Annotated in this window: 21 protein-coding genes; 13 read left to right on the top strand and 8 right to left on the bottom strand. The window is 73.5% G+C overall.

Annotated features, from left to right (window positions below):
• Nucleotide 1: 1 nt before the first annotated feature.
• Nucleotides 2-1,555 (bottom strand): phenylacetate--CoA ligase family protein, encoded by a 1,554-nt coding sequence (locus O7602_RS15985; protein WP_281583436.1) that lies wholly within the window; start codon nucleotides 1,553-1,555, stop codon nucleotides 2-4.
• Nucleotides 1,556-1,773: 218 nt separating this feature from the next.
• Entirely contained in the window at nucleotides 1,774-2,751 is a 978-nt protein-coding gene (locus O7602_RS15990) for a hypothetical protein (RefSeq protein ID WP_281583437.1), read from the bottom strand.
• Between the two features lie 157 nt (nucleotides 2,752-2,908).
• On the opposite strand from O7602_RS15990, the gene O7602_RS15995 reads away from it, so the two are divergent.
• Together O7602_RS15995 and O7602_RS16000 are read left to right on the top strand one after the other, a co-directional pair.
• Nucleotides 2,909-3,244, top strand: a complete 336-nt coding sequence (locus O7602_RS15995; protein WP_281583438.1) for a CU044_2847 family protein — start codon at nucleotides 2,909-2,911, stop codon at nucleotides 3,242-3,244.
• Nucleotides 3,241-7,344 carry a trypsin-like peptidase domain-containing protein gene (locus O7602_RS16000; RefSeq protein ID WP_281583439.1) on the top strand — a complete coding sequence of 1,368 codons (4,104 nt, stop codon included), beginning with the start codon at nucleotides 3,241-3,243 and terminating at the stop codon, nucleotides 7,342-7,344. The genes O7602_RS15995 and O7602_RS16000 overlap by 4 nt, the downstream gene beginning before the upstream one ends.
• Nucleotides 7,345-7,357: 13 nt before the next feature.
• Here the strand turns inward: O7602_RS16000 and O7602_RS16005 are convergent, their stop codons facing one another.
• Nucleotides 7,358-7,966 (bottom strand): hypothetical protein, encoded by a 609-nt coding sequence (locus O7602_RS16005; protein WP_281583440.1) that lies wholly within the window; start codon nucleotides 7,964-7,966, stop codon nucleotides 7,358-7,360.
• 117 nt (nucleotides 7,967-8,083) lie between these two features.
• Here O7602_RS16005 and O7602_RS16010 point away from each other — a divergent pair, with 117 nt between their 5' ends.
• The 5 genes from O7602_RS16010 (at nucleotide 8,084) to O7602_RS16030 (ending at nucleotide 12,485) form a co-directional block, all read left to right on the top strand.
• Nucleotides 8,084-8,965, top strand: coding sequence for a hypothetical protein (locus O7602_RS16010; protein ID WP_281583441.1), 882 nt, complete (start codon nucleotides 8,084-8,086; stop codon nucleotides 8,963-8,965).
• Nucleotides 8,966-8,971: 6 nt separating this feature from the next.
• Nucleotides 8,972-9,652, top strand: a complete 681-nt coding sequence (locus O7602_RS16015) for a hypothetical protein (protein WP_281583442.1) — start codon at nucleotides 8,972-8,974, stop codon at nucleotides 9,650-9,652.
• Between the two features lie 65 nt (nucleotides 9,653-9,717).
• A complete protein-coding gene (locus tag O7602_RS16020) occupies nucleotides 9,718-10,134 on the top strand; it encodes a hypothetical protein (protein WP_281583443.1) in 417 nt (138 codons plus the stop codon).
• 7 nt (nucleotides 10,135-10,141) lie between these two features.
• A complete protein-coding gene (locus tag O7602_RS16025; RefSeq protein ID WP_281583444.1) occupies nucleotides 10,142-11,185 on the top strand; it encodes a polyprenyl synthetase family protein in 1,044 nt (347 codons plus the stop codon).
• 70 nt (nucleotides 11,186-11,255) lie between these two features.
• On the top strand, nucleotides 11,256-12,485 hold the full coding sequence (locus tag O7602_RS16030) for a helix-turn-helix domain-containing protein (protein ID WP_281583445.1): 1,230 nt from the start codon (nucleotides 11,256-11,258) through the stop codon (nucleotides 12,483-12,485).
• 3 nt (nucleotides 12,486-12,488) lie between these two features.
• Here O7602_RS16030 and O7602_RS16035 read toward each other — a convergent pair whose 3' ends face one another.
• Complete coding sequence (locus O7602_RS16035; protein ID WP_281583446.1) at nucleotides 12,489-12,719, bottom strand: potassium transporter TrkA; 231 nt, start codon at nucleotides 12,717-12,719, stop codon at nucleotides 12,489-12,491.
• A 317-nt stretch (nucleotides 12,720-13,036) separates the two neighbouring features.
• Between O7602_RS16035 and O7602_RS16040 the strand changes: the two genes are divergently transcribed.
• The gene (locus tag O7602_RS16040) at nucleotides 13,037-13,351 is read left to right on the top strand and encodes a TraR/DksA C4-type zinc finger protein (protein WP_281583447.1); all 315 of its coding nucleotides are present in this window, start codon (nucleotides 13,037-13,039) and stop codon (nucleotides 13,349-13,351) included.
• Between the two features lie 33 nt (nucleotides 13,352-13,384).
• On the opposite strand, the gene O7602_RS16045 is transcribed toward O7602_RS16040, so the two are convergent.
• Complete coding sequence (locus O7602_RS16045) at nucleotides 13,385-14,143, bottom strand: XRE family transcriptional regulator (RefSeq protein WP_281590336.1); 759 nt, start codon at nucleotides 14,141-14,143, stop codon at nucleotides 13,385-13,387.
• A 599-nt stretch (nucleotides 14,144-14,742) separates the two neighbouring features.
• On the opposite strand from O7602_RS16045, the gene O7602_RS16050 reads away from it, so the two are divergent.
• Nucleotides 14,743-16,149: an alpha/beta hydrolase gene (locus O7602_RS16050; RefSeq protein WP_281583448.1), complete on the top strand. Its 1,407-nt coding sequence runs from the start codon at nucleotides 14,743-14,745 to the stop codon at nucleotides 16,147-16,149.
• A gap of 18 nt (nucleotides 16,150-16,167) precedes the next feature.
• Here O7602_RS16050 and O7602_RS16055 read toward each other — a convergent pair whose 3' ends face one another.
• Nucleotides 16,168-17,178, bottom strand: a complete 1,011-nt coding sequence (locus O7602_RS16055) for a cupin-like domain-containing protein (RefSeq protein ID WP_281583449.1) — start codon at nucleotides 17,176-17,178, stop codon at nucleotides 16,168-16,170.
• Nucleotides 17,175-17,330, bottom strand: coding sequence for a hypothetical protein (locus O7602_RS16060; RefSeq protein WP_281583450.1), 156 nt, complete (start codon nucleotides 17,328-17,330; stop codon nucleotides 17,175-17,177). Before O7602_RS16060 ends, O7602_RS16055 begins: the two co-directional genes overlap by 4 nt.
• A 203-nt stretch (nucleotides 17,331-17,533) precedes the next feature.
• On the opposite strand from O7602_RS16060, the gene O7602_RS16065 reads away from it, so the two are divergent.
• The 4 genes from O7602_RS16065 to O7602_RS16080 all read left to right on the top strand — a co-directional run bounded on the left by O7602_RS16065 (nucleotide 17,534) and on the right by O7602_RS16080 (nucleotide 25,443).
• A complete protein-coding gene (locus O7602_RS16065; RefSeq protein ID WP_281583451.1) occupies nucleotides 17,534-20,680 on the top strand; it encodes a hypothetical protein in 3,147 nt (1,048 codons plus the stop codon).
• A 100-nt stretch (nucleotides 20,681-20,780) separates the two neighbouring features.
• Complete coding sequence (locus tag O7602_RS16070) at nucleotides 20,781-22,733, top strand: sensor histidine kinase (protein WP_281583452.1); 1,953 nt, start codon at nucleotides 20,781-20,783, stop codon at nucleotides 22,731-22,733.
• Entirely contained in the window at nucleotides 22,730-23,386 is a 657-nt protein-coding gene (locus tag O7602_RS16075) for a response regulator transcription factor (protein ID WP_281583453.1), read from the top strand. Before O7602_RS16070 ends, O7602_RS16075 begins: the two co-directional genes overlap by 4 nt.
• Nucleotides 23,387-23,469: 83 nt before the next feature.
• Nucleotides 23,470-25,443 (top strand): acyl-CoA dehydrogenase, encoded by a 1,974-nt coding sequence (locus O7602_RS16080; RefSeq protein ID WP_281583454.1) that lies wholly within the window; start codon nucleotides 23,470-23,472, stop codon nucleotides 25,441-25,443.
• Between the two features lie 6 nt (nucleotides 25,444-25,449).
• On the opposite strand, the gene O7602_RS16085 is transcribed toward O7602_RS16080, so the two are convergent.
• The gene (locus O7602_RS16085) at nucleotides 25,450-26,295 is read right to left on the bottom strand and encodes a hypothetical protein (protein ID WP_281583455.1); all 846 of its coding nucleotides are present in this window, start codon (nucleotides 26,293-26,295) and stop codon (nucleotides 25,450-25,452) included.
• Nucleotides 26,296-26,302: the final 7 nt, after the last annotated feature.

Here is a 26,302-nt window from a genome sequence, read left to right on the forward strand (position 1 = left end):
GTCACCTCACCAGGTAGGCGTTCTTGATCTTCTGCGGGCCGGCGAACGGGCCGGTGCCCGGGTCGTGCAACTCCACCCGCAGGTCACCGGCGGTCGGATCCTCGGTCAGGGACTGGGCGAAGTCGCGCGACACCGAGGCGAGGTGCCGGCGTACCCCGTCGCGGCAGGCCGCCGCGAGCGCGGCGCGGTCCGCGGCGGCCAGCGCACCGCGCAGCTCCACGTGGATCACCGGCCGGGTCTCCAGCGCCGCGTCCTCCACCAGCGCCAGGCAGAACCGGCTGATCGCCGCGGCGTGCGGGTTGCCGGTGTAGAGGCCGTACTCGACGTCCTGCGGGTAGAGGTTCGCGCCCAGGTAGGACACCGTGGAGTCGCGCCGGCCGAACAGCAGCAGCACCGGCAGCGTCATCCGCTCGTCGGCCGTCGCGGCCCGGAACTCGGCCGCGCGCACGGGGTCGGCCGCGGCCAGTTCGGCGATCCGCCGGTACGGCACCAGCAGCGCCTCGTCGCCGACGTTGTACCGCAGCCGGGGCTGGAGCACGTCCCGGCCGCCCGCCGTGCAGACCAGCTCACGCCGCTCGTTCGTCTCCAGGTAGGACGCGAACGGGTTGTACTGGAACACCATCGGCAGCCGCTGCTCGTCCGCGCCGAGCAGCTCCGCCCGCAACGCCGGGTCGGTGCGCAGCCGCCGCCGCAGCCACACCGTGAACCGGGTCTCCGCGCCGATGCCGATGGTCAGGTCCGACGCGCCGTACGCCGAACGCACCCGGACGAACCGCTGCTCCAGGTAGTCGCGCAGCGCCTCGGTCATCCCCTCCCCGCCGCAACTGCCGAAGATCCGGTAGCGCGACCAGGGGAAGTCCTCGGCGTCCAGCCGGTCCCGCAGGTGCTTGAGGAACGGCGGGTACGCGGTCACCAGGTAGTCGTGCTCCGGGCCGAACTCGCGCAGCGTGTCGACGATCTTGCCGAGGTCCGGGCCGGTGTTCTTCACCACCGCGACCCGGGCCATCGCCGCGCCGGTCGTGGTGCCGGTCGCCCAGGCGCCCATCGAGTACGCGTTGATGACGAACGGCCGACGCATCGGGAAGACCAGCCCGGTGTAGCCGGCGATGTCCCGGTGCACCGCGCGCAGCTCCCGCTCGCCGCGCGGCCAGTTGAACGGCCGCCCCGACGAGCCGGCCGACTCGTCCACCACCACACCCCGCTCCGGCAGCCGCCCGTCCCAGCACCGCGCGGCGGCGTCGTGGCCCACCACGTACCCGAGCTTGTCGGTCTCCGGGAAGTCCCGCAGCCGGCGGCGGACGCCCGCCGGGCGGGCCCGCAGGAACTCGCGGTAGGCCGGCACCCGCCGGGCCGCCCGCACACAGGCCGCCCGCGCGTTCGCCGCGGCCAGCCGGTCCAGCACCGGGTGGTGCCGCCGGGCCAGCCACCGCCACCCGGCCGGGTGCCGGCCGACCAGCCGGACCAGCGCGGCCACCGCGCGGCCGGCGGCCACCTCCCCCGGCAACGACATCTCGACGGTACGCAGGACGGCGGGTCGGTGCAGTGTCTCGGCCATGCCAAGGATCCTGCCGACACCGCCCCGTCGACACCTGAGCCACGAGACGGCATTCGCGCTGAGTACGCGTACCCAGCGGCCCTCCACGCTCCCCCGGCCCCGTGCCCCGCGTCGGCCGGAACGGTGTTCCGCTTGATCGACTCCACTTCTCCGAGGTAGCGGTATCCCGGCACGTCGAACCCCGCCACTTCGGCGAGATGGAGTCGATCAAGGCAAGTTCAGCCGGTGTGCGGGGAAACCGGAGACAGCAGCGGTTGCAGCGGGCCGTCGTCGATGGCGTCCGGCATCCGTCGGGCTATCCCGGCGAGCAGGTCGGCGACCTGCACCCGCGGGTCGTCCCGGGAGTCCGTCATCACCAGCCCGGCCAACGGCGACTCCCCCGTTGGCAGCCCGGCGCGCCCGGCCAGGGCCCGCTGGAGGCGGCGCAGCCGGTCGGCCGTGAGCGCGCTCTGCTCGTCGTGGACCACCAGCACCCGCCGCCGCCCGGCGCTCCAGAACAGGACCGTCTCGGCCAGCGCCGGGAGCATCGGCTCCAGCGGCGGCGGGATCGACCGGTCCTCGGCGTACAGCCGGGCCTGGACGGCGGCCACCCGACCCCGGTCGAGCGCGCACAGGACGGCGTCGTCCGGCGCGTGCCGCAGCAGCGCGTCCCGGGCCGTGAAGAACCGGTCGACGCTCCCGTCGCCGGCCCGGTCCCGCCGCTTGGTCCGCAGCACCTCGACGAGGGCCGCGAGGAAGGCGTCCCAGTCCGGGCCGGCCGCGCGCCCGACCCGGTGCAGCGCGACGGCATCCGTACGGTGCTCCGCGGCCAGCCGGGTGCCGGCCAGGTAGGACGGCTCGGCCAGCAGCAGGTCCACGACGCGGGTGACCAGGAAGAACTGTTTGTCGACCAGGTGCACGTGGGCGCGCCCGCGCAACGCCGCCAGGAACCACTGCAACGCCTCGGCCGCCTCGGGTCGGCGCAGGAGCTGCCGGGACTTGAACTCGTGCGGCGCGAACCGGAAGCCGGAGCGCAGCGTCTCGACGAGCCCGGCGGCCTCGTCGGCGCTGAGGTCCACGCTCGCGTGCGTGATCACCGGGGTGGCGGGATCGAGCAGGTTGGTGCCGGAGAACCCGGACTCGTCGCAGGCGATCTCCACGACGGCCCCGGACGGCGTCGCCGCCGGCGGCAGCCCGCCCTGGAGCGGCAGCCTCATGCCCGATCCCTCACCATGCCGACCATGGTCGCCGACCCGACACGATCCGACCACCGGTTACCGCCCGACACCCGATCGCGCACCCACCGCGCCGCCGCGGATCCGTACAGTGATACCCGTTGTCCCGAGGGAGCGACGCGACGGGGGAGGTTCGAGCGTGACGGAGCTGGTGCGGATCCCGCTGGACGACGGCGGCACGCTGCTCGTCGAGGGGACGGACACGCCGGACGGGCCGGTCGACGCGGGCCGGATCGGCGACCACCTCCGGGAGCTTCCGGCGACGCTGCGGACCACGCTGCGGCCGGTCGCCGACGCGGCGCAGGTGGTGCTGGAGCAACTGCGCCGGGCCGGCCCCGACGAGATCGAGGCGGAGTTCGGCGTCAACCTGTCCAACGAGGCCGGTGCGGTGATCACCAAGAGCCAGCTCGCCTGCCACCTCAAGGTCACCGTCCGCTGGCGCCGGGCCGGGTCGGTGAGCGACCCGGAGCGATGACCCAGCCGATAACGGCCGCCGTCGCCCGGTTCGTGACCGCCGACGGACAGGTCGCCGGCACCGGTTTCCTGGCCGCCGACCGGACGGTCGTCACCTGCGCCCACGTGGCTCGCGCCGTCAGCGGCGCGCCCGGGGCGGAGGTGACCGTGTGGTTCCCGCACGCCCCGGGCGGCCCCCGCCTCGCCGGCCGCGTCGTGCCCGAGGCGTGGCGGGACGCCGACGACCGGGACGTCGCCGTCCTCCGGCTCGACACCCCACCCGAGGGGGTGCGCCCACTCCCGCTGGGCGCCGCCGCCGGCTGCCGCGGGCACGCGGTGCGGTCGTACGGCTTTCCCCGCCAGGCGCCCACCGGCGGCCACCACGGGTACGCGGTCGCGGGCGACCTGCTCCCCGAGGCCGCCGCCGGCCCGCTGCTGCAACTCACCGACGCCAACGACCTCACCACCGGCTTCAGCGGCGCGCCGGTGCTCGACGACGTGACCGGGCTCGTGGTCGGCATGGTCACCGCGATCACCCACCCCGACGCCCACCAGCGCGGTCAGGGCATCGCGTACGCCACGCCGACCGAGACGTTGCGCGAGGCGTACCCGGCGCTGGCGGTGCGGGACATCTCCCCGTACCGCGGTCTGGAAGCGTTCACCACCGCGGACGCCCGTTGGTTCCACGGCCGCGACGACGCGGTGGACCGGGTGCTGGCCGCGCTGGGCGGCGGGCATCCGGCGCTGCTGCTGCTCGGCCCCTCCGGGTCCGGAAAGTCCTCGCTGGTCCAGGCCGGCGTCCTGCCGGCGTTGGTCGCCGGGCGGCTGCCCGGCGCGGACCGGTGGCTCACCGTCCTGGCCCGCCCCGGCGACGACCTGCGCACCGAGCTGGCCGACGCCGGCCTGCCCGGCGTCGCGGAATCCGGGGTACGCGCGGCGGTCGACGCGCGGCTCACCGGGGAGCCGCCCGGCACCCGCTTGCTGCTGGTGGTCGACCAGGTCGAGGAGGCGCTGACCGAGGTGGGTCCGGCCCGGGCCGCCGACCTGCGCCGGCTGCGCGACGCCGTCGGCGCGCATCCGGCGCTGACCGTGCTGCTGGTGATGCGGGACGACTTCTACCCCCGGCTGGCGACCGTCGCGCCGGATCTCCTCGACGCGGCGCTGCCGGGGCTGGTCAACGTGCCCGCCGCGCTCACCGCGCGGGAGCTGGCGGCGATCGTCACCCGGCCCGCCGAGGCGGCCGGCGCGCACGTCGAGGACGGGCTGACCGACCGGATCGTCTCCGACCTGCTCGCCGCCGACCCGGCCGACCCGCCCGACCGCCGCGCCCCGGTCACGCTGCTCCCGCTGCTCGAACTCACCCTCGAACAGCTCTGGCAGCGGCGCCACGACGGTCGCCTCACGCACGAGGCGTACCGGCGGGTCGGCGAGATCACCGGCAGCCTGGCCCGGTGGTGCGACCGCGCGGTCGACGAGCTGCCCGCCGAGCGGCGACCGATCGCCCGGCGTGTGCTCACCGGGCTGGTCCACCCCGCCGACGAGACCCACCGGGTGCCGGCCGCCCGGCGGCAGGTGCCGCTGGCCACGCTCCGGGAGCTGGCCGGCGCCGACACCGACCCCGGGCCGGTCGACGAGGTGCTGGCCGCCCTGACCCGGCACCGTGTGGTCACCACCCGCCGGGTCACGCCGCCCGGCTCGGACCGACCGCCCGAGCCGGTGGCCGAGCTGGTCCACGACGCGTTGATCCGCGACTGGGGAGCGCTGCGCGAGTGGGTGGCCCAGGACCGCCGGTTCCACGACTGGCTGCGCCGGGCGGACGAACGCCGGCTGCGGTGGCAGGACACCGCCGACCCGGACGACCTCCTGCACGGCACCGACCTGACCGACGGGCTGACCTGGTCGCCGACGCACGCCCTGCCCCGCGAGACCGCCGCCTACCTGGCGGCCAGCGCCGACCGGCAGCAGGCCGCGACCCGGCGGTCGCGCCGGCTCAACGCCGTGCTGGCGTGCCTGCTGGTCCTCGCCGTGGTCGCCGCCGGGCTCGCGTTATGGCAGCGGCAGGACGCGGTCCGCACGGGCGCGCAGTCGCTGTCCCGGCAGTTGGCGACGCAGTCCCGGTCGTTGCAGACCACCGATCCTCAACTCGCCGCGCTGTTGGCCCTGCACGCCGACCGGGTCAGTCCCACGGCAGAGGCCATCACCGGCCTCTATGCCGCTGCCGACCTGCCATCCCTGGACCGGCTCACCGGGTTCCGAGACGACGTCTACCAGGTCGCGTTTCCGCGCGACGACGCACGACTGGCCACCCTCAGCGACCGGCGGGTGCAGCTGTGGGATCTGACGACGCGGCAGCTCGTCAGGGAATTCGGCGATCAGGCCACCACGGTGCTGTCGTTCGCATTCACCCCCGACGGGGGCACCCTTGTCACCGGCGCTGACGGCGTCGTCTCCCTCTGGACGGTGGCGGACGGGCGTCGCCGGTTCGACCTGAAGGACGCAGGACGGGTCGGGCGGGTCACCGTGCTCGCCCTCACCCCGGACGGCACGACCCTGGTCACCCCCGGCCCCGACCACGACCTCACGCTGTGGAACCTGGCCGACGGGCAACCTCGGGCCACCCTCAGCGGCCATTCCGGCACCGTCTACTCGCTCGCCGTCTCACCCGACGGCCGAACGCTGGCCAGTGGCAGCGAAGACGGGACCGTCCGGCTCTGGGATCTACCCAGCGGCCGGAACCGCGGCGTCCTTCCTGGCAGCCGGAAGGACGATCCGGTCTTCTCGGTCGCCTTCAGTCCGGACGGACGCACCCTCGCACGTGCGAGGAGCGGCGAGCCAGTACAGCTGTGGGACGTCGCCCGGCGGCGAATCCGCGCTGTCCTGCGCGGGAGCACCGGCAGCCTTCCGGTGTTCAGCCCCGACGGCACTCGGATCGCCACGGCCGACGGAGCGGACGTACGCCTGTGGGACGCCGCCACCGGCGGAATCCGCGCGGTCCTCACCGGCCATGCGAGGACGGTGTTCGACCTGGCTTTCAGCGCGGACGGACGCACCCTGGCCAGTGGCGGTGCCGACCGGACCGTGCGGCTCTGGGATGCCACCGTCACGACGACTAGAGGCCTCCTCGCCCGGCCCGGCGTCACCGTGGAGAACGTGGCCTTCAGCCCGGACGCAGCGATCCTCGCGGTGGGCGACGGTGACAACAGCGTCAGCCTCTGGAACCTCTCCACCGGCCGGATCGACGCGACTCTTCGCCCGCCCGGCCCGATGGAGACGACGTTCGTGGTCGCGATGGCGTTCAGTCCCGACGGACGAACGCTGGCCGTCGGCACAGACGCCATCCGCCTATGGGATCTGACGACCGGCCGGCTGCGTCGAACGCTGCCCCTGGCCGGCGATCAGGAATCCGTTCACGCCCTCGTCTTCAGCGCGGACGGCAGCGCTCTGGCCCACGACGCCGACGACGGTGACGTGCGTCTCTGGGATCTGGGCACCGGACAGGTTCGCGCCACGTTCACCGGTCACCGGGGTCTGGTCCTTGCGATCGCTCTCTCCCCGGACGGCCGTCTCCTCGCCACGGCGGGTGACGACAACACCGTTCGCCTCTGGAACACCACCTCGGCGCGATCACTGGCGGTCCTCACGGCGCACACCGACGGGGTGGACTCGGTGGCCTTCAGCCCGGACGGCCGTGCCCTGGTCAGCGGGAGCGGCGACGCCACCGTGCGGGTCTGGTCGGTGGCGACCGGCGGCCTGACCGCGACACTGAGCCTGCCCGAGGGCGCTTCGGAGGTCGTTGTGCGGTACGCCCCAGACGGCCGCACGCTGGCGATCAGCACTGGCTGGAACGCCGCCCAGCTCTGGGACGCGGCGACCGGTCTCCGGTACGCCACCCTCGCCGGTTACACCCCGAGCGACGACGCCGACCTGGTGGCGTTCAGTCCGGACGGCGGCACCCTCGCGGTCGCCGGCGGAGACACCGTGTGGCTCGGTATCTTCGAACCACCCGACGCGTCCCGCGCCCGGGACAAGCTCTGCCGGGAGCTGCGCCGGGACTTGACCGACCAGGAGTGGTCCACCTACCTGCCGGGCGTGGCGCACGAGCCGGCCTGCCCGGCGCGCTGAGGTGGCCCGTCCGTCAGGACGTGGCGGTGCTGGGGCTCGGCGTGACCGCGTCCCCCGCCGGAGCACACACCTTCCAGGCGCCGTCCTCCCGGCGGAAGTGCAGGGTCACGTCCCGTTGCCCCGGTCGGGAGATCTCGGCGCTGGCGGTGTCGCCGGTGACCCGGATGTCGGCGGCGTCGACCGGCCGGAGCGAGGGCGACTCGGCGAGCGGCTCCCGGGACGGCTCGAAGTCGTCGTCGGCCCGGAACTCCTCGGCCTCCTCGGCGCAGAGCAGACCGAGGATCGCCGTCTGGTCGTGCCGGTCGACGGCCGCGGCGAAGTCACCGACCACGCCGCGGATGCGCGTCTCGTCGGTGGCCCCGGCCGACTTCGGCGAGCCGCCGCCGCGCAGCAGCAGGAAGGCGCCGACGCCGCAGGCGGCGAGCAGGACGACTCCGGCGATCACCAGCGGGACGACCGGCAGCCGCTTCCACCGGTCGGAGCCGGCGCCCGGCTGCGGCACCGGCCCAGCCGGCGGCGGAGTGGCCGGCGGCGGAGTGGCCGGCGGCGGCTGCTCGGGCGGGCCCGCCGGCTCGGGTGTCGGTTCGCCCGGCGGCACCGGGCGGTCCGGATCCTGTGACATCGCGACTCCCCCGTGACGTCGGTCCGGTCGCCCGTCCGACCGGACGACCCATCTGAGTATTGCACTGCCTCGATACAGTCGGGCGCGTCCCAGCAGCGAAAACAGGGAGTCGACCCCATGCGTCTGCCGGTCGCGACGCGCCGATGCGCGTACCTGCTCGTCCTTGTCCTCGCGGTGGCGTTCCTGCTGGCGCCGATTCGTCCGGCCCAGGCCAGCCCGGCCGACCTGTGCACCGAGCCATTGAACGCGACGACCCTGCTCAAGGCCCGGATCGACGCGCACAACGCGCAACCGCACCAGTTCGAGCTGCCGAAGCAGCAGGCCGCCTTTGCCGCCTACAACGCCGAGGCCCACCGCCTGAACCTGGAGAAGACCAGGATCCTCGCCCGGCTGGAGAACTGCGTCGCGGCGATGAAGGCGCTGGAGGACACCGCCGCCGGCTCCCCGCCGCTGACCCCACCGCAGGCCCGTACCGTCCGGAAGATCCAGGCCGCGCTGGACCAGGTACCGGCGAACTGGCAGCGCGGGCCGCGACCGTCCCCGCAGGAGTACTGGCGCGTCCCGGACGGCCTGCGGCCGCTCTACGACACGCTGCGGGGAGTCTCGCCGCCGGGGTCGTTCCGCACCCGGAACGTGCCGCTGCGCGGGCAGCCGCGCCCGGCGGCGGGCTCACCCGACCCGGCATACCCCGGCAAGACCATCGGCCAGCGGGCGAACACCTACTCGGACGTCTCGCCGGATCACATCGTCCCGCTGGCCGAGATCGTCCAGATGCCGAGCTTCCTGAAGCTCCGGCCGGAGAACATGTACCAGGTGGCGAACGCGCGGATGAACCTCCAGTGGATGTCGTCCCCGGCGAACGATGCGAAGTCCTCCCGTAGTGTGGCCGGCATGTCCGGCGTCGACCCAGTCTGGCAGCAGAACCAGATCCAGTTGGAGATCCAGGTCCGCCGCGAGCTGCGCAAGGCGATCGACACGCTGCTGAAGAGCCAGAAGTGAGGGACCGTGCCCGAGCCCGACCATGCCGCGATCGCGGCCACCCTGCCCGGCCTCGACATCGAACTGCCGACCGAGCCGGCGGACCTGCCCGGCCTGCCGGAGCGGTGGCGGCCGGTCGCCTCGACCGGTGACCCGGCGACCCGCCTCGCGCTGGCGACGGCGCTCTGGAACGAGCCGCTGCTGGACGTGCTGCCGGAGTTCTCGGCCGAGCTGCGCACCAGTTTCTTCGACGTACGCGCGTGTCGGGTCGACGGCGAGTCCGCCTTGGTCTACCTGGCCCGGGACGACGCCGGTGAGCTGCTGACCTGGCTCGGCGCCGATCCGGCCGGGTTCGTCGAACCGCCGTTCTGGGAGCACTTCCCCGAGCCGCTGCGGACGTTCCACCGTCAGGTCCATGCCGGCTTCACCTCCGTGGAGCTGGACACGTTCGGGCCGATGCACCCCCGGCACATGCGGACGATCGCCGAGCGGGCCGGCCGGCCCGACAGCTTCCCCGACTGGGACGAGTCGCGGCCGATCGCCTCCACCCGGCTGCTGTTGATCTCCTCCAACGGGGGCCAGCTCGACTGCTGCGTCTCACCGGACCTCCCGGCTGACCACCTCGCCCTGGTGCACGAGGGCGACATCGACCCCACGCCCTACGGCCGGGCGATGGACGAGATGCTGATGCTGCGGTTCGAGGTCTAGGCACGCAGAGTCACCATCTCGACACTTCTCTGGCTCGCCGGGGGTGGGTCCGTGACACTTCGCCCATGACAGATGCCCAGCGTGAGCGCACCGACGAGCGCTTCGAGAAGGTGGCCGAGGAGACCTCCGAGACGGTGACCCACGCGGCCACCGTGCTGGAGGAGGAACTCTCGGCGGGGCTGGCCGGCGCGCGCCGGCTCCAGGAGAAGTTGACCGAGAGCCGCCGGGTGGACCCGGAGGCGTTCGACGAACTGGTCGCACGTGTGCGCACCGACGGGCACGCCCTGATCGACACCGTGGTCGGGCAGTTGAAGATGGCGGACGAACAGCGCGGTGAGGTGATCCGCCGGTACACCTCGGACGCGCACGACGCGCTGGACACCGTACTCAATCTGGCCCGGCTGGCGCCCGACGTGGCCAACGGGCTCGCGGACCGGCTGACGTCGCCGACCCCGCACGGCCCGGCCCGGACGGACCGGTAGCGGCGCGATGACGCCGACCGCCGGAGTGGCCGGCGGGCACGTGGAACGCATGCTGGAGCGCTATCGCGGCCTCGCCCTCGGCGCGCTGCTCGACGACGTGCCCGCGGGCGGACCGCGCTACCTGTACGACCTGGTCGCGGAATATCCCCGGCGGTGGGGCAAGGGGCTGCGCGCCGCGTTGTGCCTGGCCACCTGCCGGGCGTTCGGCGGCGGGGAGGCGGTGGGCCTCAACGCCGCGGTGACCGTGGAGCTGTTCCACAACGCCTTCCTCATCCACGACGACATCCAGGACGAGAGCGAGCAGCGGCGCGGCGGGCAGACCCTGCACGCCGAGTACGGGGTCGGCGTGGCGCTGAACGTCGGCAACATGACGAACCTGCTGGCGTTGCAGCGACTCGCCGCGAACCGGGCGGCGCTCGGCTCCGGGATCGCCTGGCGGCTGTTCACCGAGACCGAACTGATGCTGCGCCACTCGCTGGAGGGGCAGGCGATCGAGATCGGTTGGATCCGCGACAACGTGTGCGACCTGGACGCCGACGACTACTACCGGATGTGCCTGAAGAAGACGTCCTGGTACACCTGCATCTATCCGTGCCGCAGCGGGATCCTCGTGGCCACCGGCCGGGAGAACGCGGTGGACGTCCTCGACCGCTACGGGTGGTATCTGGGCGCCGCGTTCCAGATCCAGGACGACGCGCTCAACCTGACCGGCGACTACGCGCGGTACGGCAAGGAGATCGCCGGCGACCTGTGGGAGGGCAAGCGGACGCTCATCCTCATCGACTTCATGCGGCGGTGCACCGCCGACGAACGCGAACGGGTCATCGACTTCCTGGGCCGGACCCGGGCGCGACGCTCCGCGACCGACGTGGGTTGGCTGCACCGGCGGCTCCTCGCGTACGACTGCGTGGAGTCCGCGCGGCGCAGCGCCCGGGAACTCGCCGAGGCCGCCCGGCGCGAGGGGCAGCGGGCACTGGGCGCCGCGGCCGACACCGAGGACGGTCGCTTCCTGCTCGACCTGACCGAGTACGTCGTGGAGCGCAACCGCTAGGCCGCCGGTCGCCACCTAACCTGGGTGGATCGGGTCGGTGTCCGGGCCGGCCCCGCACGGGGGGACCGCGATGACCGAGAGCGTCCGCCGGCCGGAGCCGGCCGGAGCGCGCGGCGACGACAAGTGGCTGGCGGAGGTGGCCCGCGGGGCGAGCGCCGACGCCGACGGCGTACCTGTGGAGTTGCTCGGCGACTATCTCCGGCTGCTCCGGGACGCGGCGGTGACCGGTCGCCGGCCGCGCCGCGGCGAACTGGACGCGGTCGGGGTCCTCGGCCGGCGCGCGGCCGAACAGGGCGTGTCGGCCGGCCGGGCGGTACGCCTCTACCTGTCCGCGGCGCGGCGGCTGTGGCGGCACCTGCCGCACCTGGACCGCTCCACCGACAGTGAGACGGTCCGGGCCGCGGCGGACGCCGTCCTCCACGTGGTCGACGCCGCCGTGGCCACGCTCGCCGAGGGCTACGCGGTGGCCCGCCGGGAACTGGTCCGCCACGAGGAGTCGCTACGCCGCGAACTCGTCGACGACCTGCTGCGCGGCGACTCCGACCTCGGCGGGCTGGTGGAGCGGGCCGAGCCGTTCGGGTTGGATCTCGCCCGCGTCCACCAGGTCGCGCTCGCCGCGCCGGGCCGCCGCCTGCCCGACACCGAACCGGCGGTCAGCGCCCTGGAACGGGTCATCTTCGACCGGCTCGGCGACCGGGACGTGCTGGTGGCGACGAAGGAAGGGCTGCTCGTGGTGGTCGCCCCGGCCGAACCGGCACGGCCCGGCGGGGGTCGCGACCCCGGCGGGCCGACGGACGACCTCGGCCGGCTGATGCACGGCGAGTTGGACCGTCTGGCGCGGGGCCGGCCGTGGCAGGTGGTGGTCGGCCGCCCGCATCCCGGCCTGTACGGCATCGCCCGCTCCTACGAGGAGGCCCGGGAGGCCCTCGCCACGGCTCGCCGGCTGCACGCCGACGCGCCGGTGATCGACGCCCACGACCTGCTCATCTACCGCGTCCTGCTGCGGGACCAGCCGGCGATGGTGGACCTGGTGCGGGCCGTGCTGACCCCGTTGGGCCAGGCCCGGGGCGGCGCCGAGCCGCTCGTGGACACCCTGGCCGAATACTTCGCCTGCGGCGAGGTCGCCACCGAGGCGGCTCGCCGCCTGCACGTGTCCGTCCGCACCGTCACCTACCGGCTCGACCGGATCCGGACGCTGAGCGGCCATGATCCCGCCGATGCGCGGGACAGGTTCACCCTGCACGCCGCCGTGCTCGGCGCGCGGGCCCTGGACTGGCCGCGCCGGCCGCTGCCGGCCTGACCGTCAGGCGGGGACGGCCACCAGCTCCGGGAAGCCCAGCAGGGTGGCCAGCGCGGACGCCTCGGCCGGGGTGAGGGCGAGACCGACCATGCCGTCGGGGTCGTCCGGATCGTCGTGGACGACGTCCCGGCGGCCACCCACCGCGTGCTCGACGACCGCGATCCGGCGGCCCTGTTCGGTGGTGAAGGCGTGTCGTACCCCGATGCCCGGCAGATGGGTGCGTTCGATGACCACAGGAGGGCTCCTTCGGTGACGGCTGCCGGGGCCGGCCGGGAGCGGGCCGGCGCTATGGCAACGCGGGCGGGTGGTGCTGCTGGTGCCGCATGTGGCAACCATAGCCAGCGGGCGGGGCGGCATCCTCGCCCGCCGCCGGCAATCTGGCGGGCGCTTGTTGGCCGGTCACGGGCAATGCCGGTCCTCACTTTCCGGGCGACGCTGGGACTCCGCAGACGTCCCCGGGCAGCGTGGACGCTCCCGGCCGGCACGGGCCGGCACGGATGCCTGCCCCGCCACGGCCGGCACGGCGCTTCTCCAGGAAAGGACCACCGACGATGACGCACACCCTCGACGACCGCACCGGGACGCTGCGCGAACTGCTGGAACAGCAGCTCGCCGACTACACCGACCAGCTCACCGAGCTGACGCCGGCCACACGGCAGCCGGGCCACGGTGGTCACGACCCGGACACCCTGCGCCGGCTGATCGAGGCGGCCCGGCACGGCGCCGCGGACACCGCGCAGGCGTTGCGGCGCATGTCCGAGGGCACGTACGGCGTCTGCGAGCGCTGCGGTCAGGCCATTCCCACGGACCGCCTGGAGATCCGTCCCGCCGCCCGCTTCTGCGTGCCCTGCCAGCAGTCCCGCTGACCAGCCGTCTCACCCAAGGCTCGCGGCAGCGTGCTACGTCACCGGCGTGTTGTAGCGATCGAGTGTCGCCTTGGATGTCGAGGCGTCGCGGAAGACGAGTTCCCACGGGCCGGTGTTCACGTCCATGTCCTTGCCGAAGCCGATCCATTTCCCGGCCATCCGTCGGCCGGTGGGCTCGGCGATGAGTTGGATTGCGCCGTGGTAGCGGGCGCCTCGGTAGTAGCCGGTGGGGTCGGTCTGTTCGACCCAGGTGCCGGTGACGACGGCACCGTCCACGGTCAGGTCCAGCGAGAGAGACGACGACGCCGAGCCGGGCAGGCTGCGGGCGGTGAGCCGGTCGCCGTGCTGGAGCAGCACCACGAAGTGCTGTCCGGCGAAGGAGTCTGCCCGCCCGCTGGAGTAATACTGGTAGCGGCTGAGCCACACGCCTTCGTACGACCGGTGGGCCGTGGTGGGCTTGGGCGTCGATGTCGGCGTGGCCAGGCTGGACACGGGCGAGGTCAGGTCGTGGCCGCCGTGTTCGTCGTCGGTGACATGCCCGCCGGGCACCGCGTCGAAGCCGAGCAGTGAGATGGGTAGCCCGGTGACGACCTCCAGGGCGCGGGCGTAGACGGGGCGGGGCGCGGCGATTGCGCCGGACTCCCATCGTTGGACGAGTCTCTTGTTGGCGTCGTTGGGTTCGCCGACGCGGTGGCCGGCGGCCTGGAGGGCGCGAGCGAAGTCGTCCTGGCTCATGCGCATCCCGGTGCGGACGGCGCGTAGGGCGGTGTTCGGCGCGGCCATGTTTGTCACCATAGCGTCGTGTCGCCTTAATGTCGCCGGCCAAGTGACCTGATTGTCGGCTCTTGTGCCGTCGCGCTAGATGACATCCCGACGTCACTATGGATTCGCGACGGTCGACCTGCCGCCGCTTTCTACGGGCGGAGGTGGGGATGCCGGGTAAGGGTGACGGATGGTGATCTCATAGCTCGGTCCACAAAGGCGTCAGCGACTACCGTTAATCCGAGTGCTGATGCGGCCGGTTGGCCCTGATCCACGCCTCAACGTCGGCACGCGCCCAGATGCGCATCCGGCCGTTGCCGACCACGTCCAGCGGGTCCGGGAAGCCAGGTCGCCTGACGATCTCCGTCGCCCGGGTGCGTGAGACACCACCGAGCATCTCGGCGACGTCTGCCAAGGCCACGAGTCTCACATCCTGACCGTAGGCACGACTCGCATTGCCACTTCGTCACTTGCCTACTTGACGGTGACGAAGTGGCAAGTGAGTCTGGTGGGGTCGGCTGAGCGGTGTGTCCGGGGCGAACCTCAGGGTCCCCTCCGGGGGATCGCCCATGGGACTCGGGCGCGGCGCCGATCGAGGATGGACGGACATCCACACCGCAGGAGGCACCGTGTTCCGTCGTCCGTTGGCCCTGGCCGTCGCCGTGCTCACCCTCCTCGCCGGAGCGCCCACGCCGGCACGCGCCGATCCCGGGCCACCGGGTCTCGCCTGGGGCGCGTGCCCCGACGACCTGCCGGACGTCCCGCTCGACCCGGCCGTGCGGTGCGCCCGGCTCCGCCTGCCGGTGGACTGGGACCGGCCGCACGGCCCGACGTTCGAGCTGGCCGTGGCGCGCCGGGCCGCCCGGGTGCCGGAGCGGCGGGTGGGCACGCTCGTGTTCGGGCCGGGCGGTCCGGGCGACTCCGGGGTGGAACGCATTCGCAAGGGCGACCGGTTCAGCCCCGAACTGCTCGACCGGTTCGACCTGGTCAGCTTCGACCCGCGTACGGTGGCCCGCTCCGCCGCGCCGGTCTGCGCGCCGGATCCGAGCCTGCGCCGACCGCCGATCCCGCTCGCCGACCAGGCCGACTTCGACGCCGCGGTGGCCTGGAACCGGGCGCTGTGGGACCGGTGCCGCCCGACCAGCCCGGTCTTCGAGCACGCGGACACGGTGAGCACGGTGCACGACCTGGAGGCGTTGCGGCGGGCGCTCGGGGAACGGCGGCTCACGTTCCACGGCAGTTCGTACGGCACGCTGCTGGGCCAGCAGTACGCCGAGCGGTACCCGGGCCGGGTGCGGGCCGTCGTGCTGGAGGGCGTGTTCGACCACGGCCTCGGCCTGCGCCCGTTCGTGCGGACCCAGGCGGCGACGCTCCAGGACTCGTTCGACGAGTTCGTGTCCTGGTGCGACAGGTCGACCGACTGTGAGTTCCACGGCCGGGACGTGCGATCGGTCTGGGCCGGCGTGCTGGCCCGCGCCGACCGCGGCGGGTACGCCCCGCGTACCGCCTTCGACGTGACCGCCGTGGCCCTCGGGTTGCTCGCCGGCCCGCGCTGGCCGCAACTGGCCACCGAGATCCGGAAGATGGAGGCCGGCGCCCCGCCGGACGAGGTGAAGCTGCCGATCGCGGTGGCGGCCTTCTGCGCGGACTGGCCGGCCCCGGTGCGCGACTACGACGAGTACGCCGCCCTGGTCCGGGTGGCGGCGACCGCCGCGCCGGACGTCCGGTACGGCGCCGGGCTGCTGGCGGTGCAGACCTGCCTCGGCTGGCCGTCCCCGGTCCGGAACCCGCCACACCGCCTGCACGTGCGCACCCGTGCGCCGCTGCTGCTGATCAACGCCCGGCACGACCCCCGCACCGGCTACGCCTGGGCCACCGACGTCGCCCGGCAACTGGGCCGGCACGGACGCCTGGTCACGTACGACGGGTGGGGGCACGGCGCGTACGAACGAAACGACTGCACGATCGCGGTGGTGGACCGGTACCTCATCGACCTGACGCTGCCCGCCCCCGGCGCCCGCTGCCCCGCGAGCTGAACCGGCGGCGGCGTGGCCTCAGGCCGCCCCGGCGGCCGGCGGGGTGGCCATCCGATGATTCTGTCCGGGCACCCGGAAGTGGTGGAAGGTGACCGTGGCGCTGAGGTCCAGGGCGTGCACCCAGTGCCACCAGCCGACCGGTATCAGCAGCATCTGGCCCGGTTCGAGGATCGTCTCCAGCACCGTGGCCTCGGCGTACCGGGGGTGCCGGTCCAGGTCCGGACGCGCCGCGTCCACCGCGCTGAACGTGCCGCCGCGCGGATACACCAGGTGCCGCTGGTACGACGGGACCAGCCGGACGTGTTTGCGGCCGAGCACCTGGCAGAGCAGCACCGTGCTGTTGTCGACGTGCAGCGGCGTGACGGTGCCCGCCGGGCCGAGCAGCAGGTGCCCACCGCCGGCCGGGTCGACGAGGTGGGCCGGTGGCCGCACGTCCTCGGCGAGCGGGCGCAGCGCCCCGTTCCAGTTCTCGTTGCGGGGGACCATGTAGTAGTCGTTGGTCCGGGTTCCGGAGCCGAGCATCGCCAGGTAGTCACGGAACGACATGGTGGTGCGGTGCCTGTCGTACTGCCAGGCGTGGTCGGGGTTCGCCTCCCGGCCGGTCATCACCTCGACCACGGCGTCCGGGCACCGGCGCGCCATCCGCGCCAGCGTCCAGTCGCGCGCGGGCCAGTCGGTCATCAGGCCGTCGAGCACGACCGGCCGGTTGCCGTAGTAGTAGCGGCCGAAGAACTCCTCCGCGCTCACGTCGGTACGCCGGTCCAGGTCCCGCCCGCCGTCGTCGTCGCGGAGCACCCGGTAGGTGTCGAGCACCGACTCCATCCAGTCGTAGCGCAATGCGAGCCGCCGGCAGACGGCGAAGTACGGGTGTGTGGCGAGCGCCGCCAGTTCGGCGTCGACCGCGTCGGCGTCCGCGCCCGCGTCGACGGCCGCCGCGCGGGCCTGCTCGGCGGCGATCCCCATCGCCAGGTTCTCGGCGAGCCACTCCCGCCATGCGGGGAGCAGGCCCGGCGCGGCGGCCACGGTCACCGGGTCGCCCCGGCGGTGGCCGGCGGTACGACGCGGTCGGTGGCGGCGCCGGCCGGCGGCGGGGTGAGCCGTGGCGCCCGGGTGTACTCGGAGCAGTTGACGTAGGAGTTCTTCACGTGGGCCGGGATGTGGTCCGGCGAGGTGTCGGTCATGGCGGCAGTCAACAGGCGCGGCGTCCCGGCCCGCCAGGGACACCGGTCCCGTCCGGTCCGGGACGCCGGCCTCGGCCGGACGGCCGATCCGTCCCGGTCCCGCCGACCCGGGACATCCACCCCTGGTCGACGGGACACCCCCGCGGGCAGGCTGCGCTGCGCGTCCGCCGGACCGGCGGACGGAGTGATCCGGAGGAATCCCAGTGGGTGTGATGGTGCAGGCGCCGCGACGGCGTCGGCGGTGGAGAGCGCTTGTCGCCGCGGTCGTGGCGGCGGTGGTGGTGGTGTCGCCGACACCGGCGGTGGCCGCGGAGACGGTGGACTACGAGGCGACCCGGTTCCACGACGGCGTGTTCGCCGCGTACCTGCGGGCGCACAACGGCGGGGTGGCGGGGCTGAAGAACCTGGTGCTCACCGCGGAGCTGCTGGACTGGCGGGGCCGCAACCCCGGCGCGTCCCGGGACGCGGTGGTGCGGCACCTGGTCGCCACCCGGCAGGCGGTCGACGCGGCGGGGGTCTCCGACACCACGGCCCGCACCAACTACACGACCCTGATCAAGGTCATCGACGCGCTCTCCGGCGTCCCGGGTGTCTCCATCGGCGCGCCGATGGTCAAGGGGCTGCTGGACGCCACGATCGGCGGCACGATCACCGCCTCGGCCGAGGTCGAGGACGCGGTGACGAGCGCTTACCAGAACTACCGGTGGATGGATGCGCTCTACGCCCAGCAGGAGCGCGCGTGGGGCCAGCTCACCCGGGCGGCGGCGCAGGACGGCGACCTGGCGGCGGCCTGGGACGGCGAGATCGGGGCGCAGCTCAACGTCCGCGCCACCGCGACCACCGAGCAGTTGCTCGCCGATCCGCTGCTCGCCTCGTTCGTCAACACCGAGGCCATCCTGGAGCACCTGGGCAACGAGCAGGCGTACCTGGCGGCGCTGCGCACGGAGCTGCGCGGCGCGCTGGGCAAGGTGGCCGCGCAGAACGCGGAGATCATCGAGAAGCTGGCCGCCGCCGACCTGAAGTATCCGGTCGGCCCCGGCCCGAAGCCGACGCCGCAGGACTACACCGCCGCGCTGGCCGAGGCGGCCAACCGGCAGGTGGCGATCGACGCGGCGGACTCCGCGGTGACGATCCTGGCCACGCTCGCCGGGTTCGCCGACGAGAAGGCCGGCAAGGAGGTGCTGGCGATCGGCAAGGCGGCGATCGGCATCGCCACCGCGATCAACAAGTACCTGCCCACGGTGGCCGGGCTCAGCCTCAGCGACGCGATCGGGTCGCTGAGCACGGTGGTGCTCACCGGCAACGTCCTCGGCGCCGTGATGACCCTCCTCCCGCTGTTCACCGGTGGCGCACCGAGCGAGCACGAGCTGGTGATGCAGGAGATCGGCAAGCTGCGCGAGCAGGTTGGCGAGCTGCGCACCGAGATGCACGAACGGTTCGACCGGGTCGAGGCGATGCTCTCGGCGATCTACGACGACGTCATGTCGGTCCTGGAGCGGATGCGCGACGACCTCGACGGGGTGATCCGCGACATCGACGCGATCAAGCGCCAGATCAACGGTCTGGAGACCCGCGTCGACCAGCTCAGCCTCTCCATGCAGGAGGCGCTGAAGAAGAACGCGCTGAGCGACACCGAGTTCGCCATCAACACCTACGTCGGATACAAGGCGCGCACCGGCCGTTCCCTCTCGGTGGCGCAGTACGACGAGACGGAGGGGCGGCTGTTCACCTCGGCCACCTCCACCGCCGCCAGCGCCCCCTTCGTGCTCACGCCGGCCGAGTGGTCGCAGGGCGGCGTCGACCCGGTGCGGGTGCTCGACGAGAAGAGCCCCTACGGCGCCATCGACTACCTGTCCTACCTGGCCCGCACCTGGGACCCGGTGTACCCGGCCACCACGAAGGTCCCGCACGCCGGGGTCTGGACCATGTCGACGCGGGCGTTCACCGCGCTGGCGTTGGAGAACCCGACGCTTGTCGGGGACATGACCGGCGACAACTCGTTCGCCGCCCGGATGGGCCGCTCCGGCCAGGTCATCCTGGACGCGAGCAGCCGGTTCAGCCGGCCGACCGCGGACGGGCACCGCAACGCGCTGTTCACCGGCCTCGTCGACAACTACCGGGGCGCGGTGAACGCCCAGTCGGCCGAGCTGCGCAAGCTGCGGGACGAGGCCACCGGCGGCGGCTACAACCCGTGGTACGGGCCGGACCAGAAGTCCCCGAAGCCGTTGACCAACACGGGCCGCTACTGGACGCCGGACAACGAGCGCACCTACAACGCGGACGCCAAGATGTCCGGCTGCGCGCCGTTCAGCCCGCTGCCGCGCGTGCGTATCCCGAACAACGTGAACCTCGGCGACCTGCCGAACGCGTTCCAACTGCTCACCCACGGCACCAGCCGGCAGTTCCAGCCGCACTTCCGGATCTGCTACGACGCGGAGCTGGTCAACCACACGACCACCACCGGTCCGCGCGCCGAGACCACCAAGGCGGACCTCCAGTTGACCGTGCACGCGCAGATGAGCGTCAACCAGGGCGCCTTCTGGATGGACGTGCGGACCTGGCGCAACACCAAGAGCGCCGGCATCGTCTGCTCGTGGAGCACCCGGGACAACCCGCCCACCGGGTACTGCTACGACGAGGTCTACTACATGACCCACAACGACGAGTCGGTGCACCTGCCGGCGTTCGAGACGGGTGCGCGTTACGCCGACAACACCGAGCGGTTGACCATCGCCCGTCAACTGGGTGACCGGATGCTGTGGGGCAAGCAGAAGCGCTACTACCAGTTGGTCAACCAGAGGTTCGGCGATCCGACCTCGCCCCTGCGCCAGGCCGGGAACCAGGTCACCCAGGCGTTCCGGCTGCTCCAGGCGTACACGAAGCTCGGTTTCCCGGTGGCGTTGGACGCGGACGCCTCGCTCAGCGGCTACCTGTTCGGCGGCAACCTGCTGCCGAGCGACTACCGCCACCCGGGCGCGCCGGTCGGGCAGGAGCTGCCGGACACGAACATCAGCCGGGCGTACACCATCGCCGAGGCCGACTACGCGCCCTGCACGCAGCCGGTTCCGGGCGACCCGTGCCCCGAGTCGATGTCCGAGATCGACCCACGGGTCGGGCAGGCGCCCATCTTCGGCACGTCGTGTTCGGGCGCGGACAGCCCGAACTCGCCGAACGAGTACCTCGGCAACTGCATCCACGCGGTGGCCATCGGGCGGGCCGGCGAGCTGGCCGCGGTCTACGAGACGTACTCGCAGCGCCTCGCCGCGAACGTCTACCGGGAGCGGCTGCCGGAGGTCGCCGCCGTGGTCGACCAGCTGAAGGTCACCGGCACGGCGGTCACGCAGAGCTGATCCCCGGACGGCGGGCCGGTCACTCCGACCGGCCCGCCGTCCGGCGTACACCGTTCCGGTGGTCCCGCCGACGACGCCGGACTGACACAGTGGACCCGACATGCCGAACGCATCCCCGGTCGGGCGGTGGACCGCGTGGACCGTCCTCGCCGCCACCGCGCTGCTCACCGTCGGCGCGGTCGTCGCCTGGGCGGTGGCGACTCCCCCGTACACGGCCACCCAGCTCTACTCGCTCGTCGACCTGCTCGACGGCGTGGTCTACGGGGTCGTGGCGTGGCTGATCCTGGGCCGGCAGCGTACCGGCAGCCGGCTGCCCGGCGGCATCGCCGCCGCCGCGGCGCTCGGCAGCGCGCTCGCCGCGTTCGCCGCCCAGTGGCAGCTCGCCGTCGGCGGGCCCCCGTTGCTGACCGCGCTGCACGTCTGGGCCTGGGTGCCCGGCCTGTACGCGCTCGTCGTGGTCATGCCCTGGCTGCTGCCGGACCGGCCGCTGCGCCGGTTGGACCGGATCGCCGCGACCACCGGCCTCGGCTACCTGGCGGTGACGGTGCTGGCCCTCGCCACCGCGCCGCCGCCGGTGGGCGTGCTGCCGCTGACGCCCGAGCTGCGCGAGGCCCGGGCCGCGGTGCTGCGACCGCTGGCGCCCGTCCTGCCGTACGCGCTTGTCGGGCTCGGCCTGCTCGCCGGCGCCGGGTTGGCCTGGCGGTGGCGGCGCGGGCCGGCGCGCCAGCGCCACGGCCTCGGCTGGGCGACGGCCGGCAGCACGCTGCTCACCCTCGCCTTCGGCGTCACGCTGCTGCCGCCGGTGCTGCCGGCCGTCGTTCCGGCGCTGCTGATGCTCGCCTCGCAGGCGTTCTTCCCCGCCGCGGTGGCGGTGGTGGTGCTGCGCCAGCAACTGTGGGGGCTGCGGTTGGCCGTGCGCCGCACCCTGGTCTGGTATCTCATGACCGCCGTGGTGATCGCCGCCTACTGCCTCACGGTGGCCCTGCTCGACCGGCTGCTGCCGCCGGCCCCGCCGGTGCCGCAGCTCGTGGTGACAGGCGTCCTCGCGGCGGCCTTCCAACCCATGCGGGTGGCGGTGCAGCGGCGGGTGGACCGGCTGGTGCACGGCGAGGCGCCCGAGCCCCTGCTGCACCAGGTGATGCACAGCGTCGGCCGCACCACCGACATCGGCGCCACCGTCGCCGCCGCGCTCCGGCTGGCCGAGGTGCGGATCACCGAGGACGGACCGCAGCCGCCACCGCACGAGCACGGTCCGCCGCTGACCGTGCCGTTGACCAGCGGCGACCGGTCGGTCGGCTACCTGCACGCCTGGCCCCGGCCGGGCGAGCTGCTCGGCGCCCGGGCCGCCGAGTCCCTCGCCGTCCTCGCCCCGGTGGTCGCCGCGGTGGTCGACCTCGCCGGCACCAACCGGGACCTGGCCCGGTCGCGGCAACGGCTGGCGGAGGTACGCGACGAGGAGCGCAAGTCGCTGCGCCGGGACCTGCACGACGGTCTCGGGCCGGCGCTCAGCGGCATCGGGTTGGGGCTGGCCGCCACCCGCAACCTGCTGCGCCGCGACCCGGACCGGGCCGAGAAGCTGCTGGACCGGTTGACCGACGAGCTGACCGCACGCGCGGCGGAGGTCCGTGAGCTGGCGCACGGCCTGCTGCCCCCGGTGCTCGCCGACGGCGGCCTCGGTCCGGCCCTGGACCTGCTGCGGGACCAGTACGCACGGGCCGGACTGCGGATCGTGCTGCACGGCCCGGCCACCATGGAGCCGCTGCCGGAACGGATCGCCACCGCCGCGTACGGCGTCGCCGCCGAAGCGATCCGCAACGTGCAGCGGCACGCCGGGGTGGACAGGTGCACGGTGTCGCTGGACCAGCGACCCGACCGGCTCCGGGTCACCGTCACCGACCACGGCCGGGGGGTCCCGGCCGGCCCCACCGGCGCCGGCGTCGGCCTGCACGCGATGCGGGAACGGGCGCAGGCGGTGGGCGCGACCCTGACGATCGGACCCGCCGGCCCGCGCGGCACCGCCGTCTGCCTGACCATCCCCCTGGAGCAGCCATGACCGACAACCCGATCCGCGTCGTCGTGGTGGACGACCATCCGGTCTTCCGCCTCGGCATGAGCGCGCTGCTCGACACGCTCGACGGCATCGAGTGCGTCGGCGAGGCCGCCGACGCACCCGACGCCCTGACGCTCGTCGCCCGGGTACGGCCCGACGTGGTGCTGATGGACCTCCACCTCGGGCAGGGCTCCGGGATCGAGGCGACCCGGCTGCTGCGCCGCGACCATCCGGCGGTCCGGGTGCTCGTGGTGAGCATGCTCAACGACGACGCCTCGCTCGTCGCCGCGCTCCGTGCCGGCGCACGCGGATACGTGGTCAAGGGCGCCTCGGCCGCGGACGTGGAACGCGGCATCCGCGGCGTGGCCGGCGGCGACCTGATCCTCGGCGCCCCGCTCGCCGACCGGGCGGGCGTCCTGCTCGGCGCCCGGTCCGACGCGCCGTTCCCGCAACTCACCGACCGGGAACGCGAGGTGCTGGACCTGCTCGCCCGGGGCCTGTCCAACGCGCTCATCGCGCACCGGCTCGGGTTGAGCGCCAAGACCGTGCGGAACAACGTCTCCGCCGTCCTGGTCAAGCTGCACCTCGGCAGCCGGAGCGAGGCGATCGCGCTGGCCCGCGACCACGGTCTGGGCGCACCTGCGGCCCCGCCGTGACGGTTCTCACCGCGTCACCGCGGCCGGTCAACGGCGTTTACCGGGTACGAACGGTAGCCATGACGGCGGTATCCGAGGTAGCGATGAGCAGTTTGTCCGGCCCGGTCGACCCGACCCGCCTGCGGTCCGTGCTCGACGGCAGGTGGGCGGGGGTCCGCGACGCGCACCGCGAGCACCTCGACGAACGCTTCCTCCCGGTCTACGGCGAGACCGGTGACCAGGCCCGCGAGCGGATCAGCCGGCTCCTCGGCGAACTCCCGGTCGAGCTGGGCATCGGCGCGGGCTTCCCCACCGAGTACGGCGGCGGGGCCGACGTCGGCGGCTCGATCGTCGCCATCGAGATGCTGGCCCAGGTCGACCTGTCGCTGATGGTGAAGGCCGGCGTGCAGTGGGGCCTGTTCGGCGGCGCGGTCGCGGCCCTCGGCACCCGCCGGCACCACGACGCCTACCTGCGGGACATCATCGCGGGCCGGATCTTCGGCTGTTTCGCGATGACCGAGACCGGCCACGGCTCCGACGTCCAGCAACTGCGCACCACCTGCGTGTACGACCCGCGGACCGAGACGTTCGACCTGCACACCCCGCACGAGGCGGCCCGCAAGGACTACATCGGCAACGCGGCCCGGGACGGGCGGATGGCGGTGGTCTTCGCCCAACTGGTCACCGGCGGGCGGCGGCACGGCGTACACGCGTGGTTGGTCCCGATCCGCGACGAGCGGGGCGACCCGCTGCCCGGCGTGACCATCGGCGACGCCGGACCCAAGGCCGGCCTGCTCGGCGTCGACAACGGACGGCTCAGCTTCGCTCACGTGCGGGTGCCGCGGGACATGCTGCTGGACCGGTACGCCCAGGTCGCGGCCGACGGGACCTACTCCAGCCCGATCGAGAACGACTCCCGGCGCTTCTTCACCATGCTGGGCACCCTGGTCCGCGGCCGGGTCAGCGTCGGCGGCGCCGCGTCGGCGGCCACCAAGTCGGCGCTCACCATCGCGGTGCGATACGGCGACATCCGCCGCCAGTTCGGCGCCCCCGACGCCGACCGGGAGGTGCTGCTCAACGACTACCTGGCCCACCAGCGCAAGCTGCTGCCCGCGCTGGCCACCACGTACGCGCTGACGTTCGCCCAGTCCGAGCTGGTCACCGCGCTCGCCGAGATCCAGGGTGACGACGGGACGGCCGACGAGCACCGGCAACGGCAGCTGGAGTCCCGGGCCGCCGGGCTGAAGGCCGCGCAGACCTGGCACGCGACCCGCACCATCCAGATGTGCCGGGAGGCGTGCGGCGGCGCCGGCTACCTGGCGGAGAACCGGCTGCCCGGCCTGAAGGCCGACACCGACGTCTTCACCACGTTCGAGGGCGACAACACGGTGCTGCTCCAGTTGGTGGCCAAGGGGCTGCTCACCGGCTACCGGGACGAGTTCGGCTCGCTCGACGGCTGGGGGCGGGCCTCGTTCGTCGCCGAGCAGGTGCGCGAGATGGTGCTCGAACGCACCGCCGCGCGTTCGCTCATCGAACGGCTGGTCAGCGCCGTGCCCGGCCGCGACGACGAGGTCGCGGTGACCGACCGAGGCTGGCACCTGAAGGTCTTCGAGGACCGCGAACGGCACCTCCTCGACGGCGCGGTCCGTCGCCTGCGCAACGGCGCGGCCACGAAGAAGGACCGCCCCTTCGACATCTTCAACGACGTCCAGGACCATGTCCTCGCCGTCGCCGCCGCGCACATCGACCGGGTGACGCTCGAAGCTTTCGTGGCCGGCATCGAAACCGCCACCGATCCGGCCACGCGGGCGTTGCTCTCCCGGGTCTGCGACCTCTACGCGCTGAGCGTCATCGAGACCCACAAGGGTTGGCTGCTGGAGCACGGCCGGCTCACCCCGGCCCGCGCCAAGGCGATCACGGGGGTGGTGAACGGCCTGCTCAAGGAGCTGCGCCCGCACATGCGCACGCTCGTGGACGGTTTCGCCATCCCGGACTCCTGGCTGCACTGCGCCGTCCTGCGCGAGGAACCCGACCGGCAGGAGACCATGGCCGCCCACGACACCGCCGACCACCCGTAGCCGCCGCTACGCCACCACCCGGCCGACGGCCCACACGACGGCGAGGGCGGCCACACCGACCAGCGCGGCCCACAACGCGCACCCCATGCCGTACGTGCGGTCGCCTGCGAGTGTGCTCTCGGTTTCCGCCGGCTCCCGGCTCAGCAGGAGGTAACGGCCGGTACGCGGCAGCGTGAGCGCGGCGACCCCGCCGTCCAGGATCGCCGGCCTGCCGATCACGTGCAGCGGCTCGCCGGGGTGGACGACCTGCTCGATCACCCGCACCCGGTCCACCCGCCGCGCCGCGTCCGCCGGGACCAGGCCACGGTCGATGAACTGCTGGAGCCACCGTCCGTTGCGGCGATGGCTCGTGGTCTCCTCGTCGACGACGGTCCGCACCGGCGTGGGACCGGCGTGTGCCACCGGCAGCCGGGTGCTCGCCCACAGCGACAGTCGAGGGTCGTGGCTGGCCGCCTGGAGCAGGCCCGCCGACACGGCGGCCGTACCGGTGTCGTCGGCGACACCGAACGGGTCTCCGGCGGACTGTTCCCAGAGGACGGACGTCTGGGTGAGGCCCGGGTCACCGGAGGTGACGGTCGAGTAGACCATGGTGCGGAACCACACCGCCTCGACGCCGGACAGCGGCGCGACGACCAACCCGTCCCGCCCCGGCACGGTCCTGCCGTAGACGGCGAGCCGCGAGGGCAGTCTCGTGCCGGGGCGCAGCGCGGCGCACGGGGAGACCGGGTGCCGGCGCACCCACCGGTGCTGCCGGCCGTCCGACACCGCCAGGGCCAGCAGGACCGGCGCCAGCACGATCATCGCGAATCCGAGGAATCCCAGGCTCACGACGACGACCGTCAGGAAGGTCACCGGGTCA

It is taken from the genome of Micromonospora sp. WMMD1128 (assembly GCF_027497235.1).
Classification (GTDB): Bacteria; Actinomycetota; Actinomycetes; order Mycobacteriales; family Micromonosporaceae; genus Micromonospora.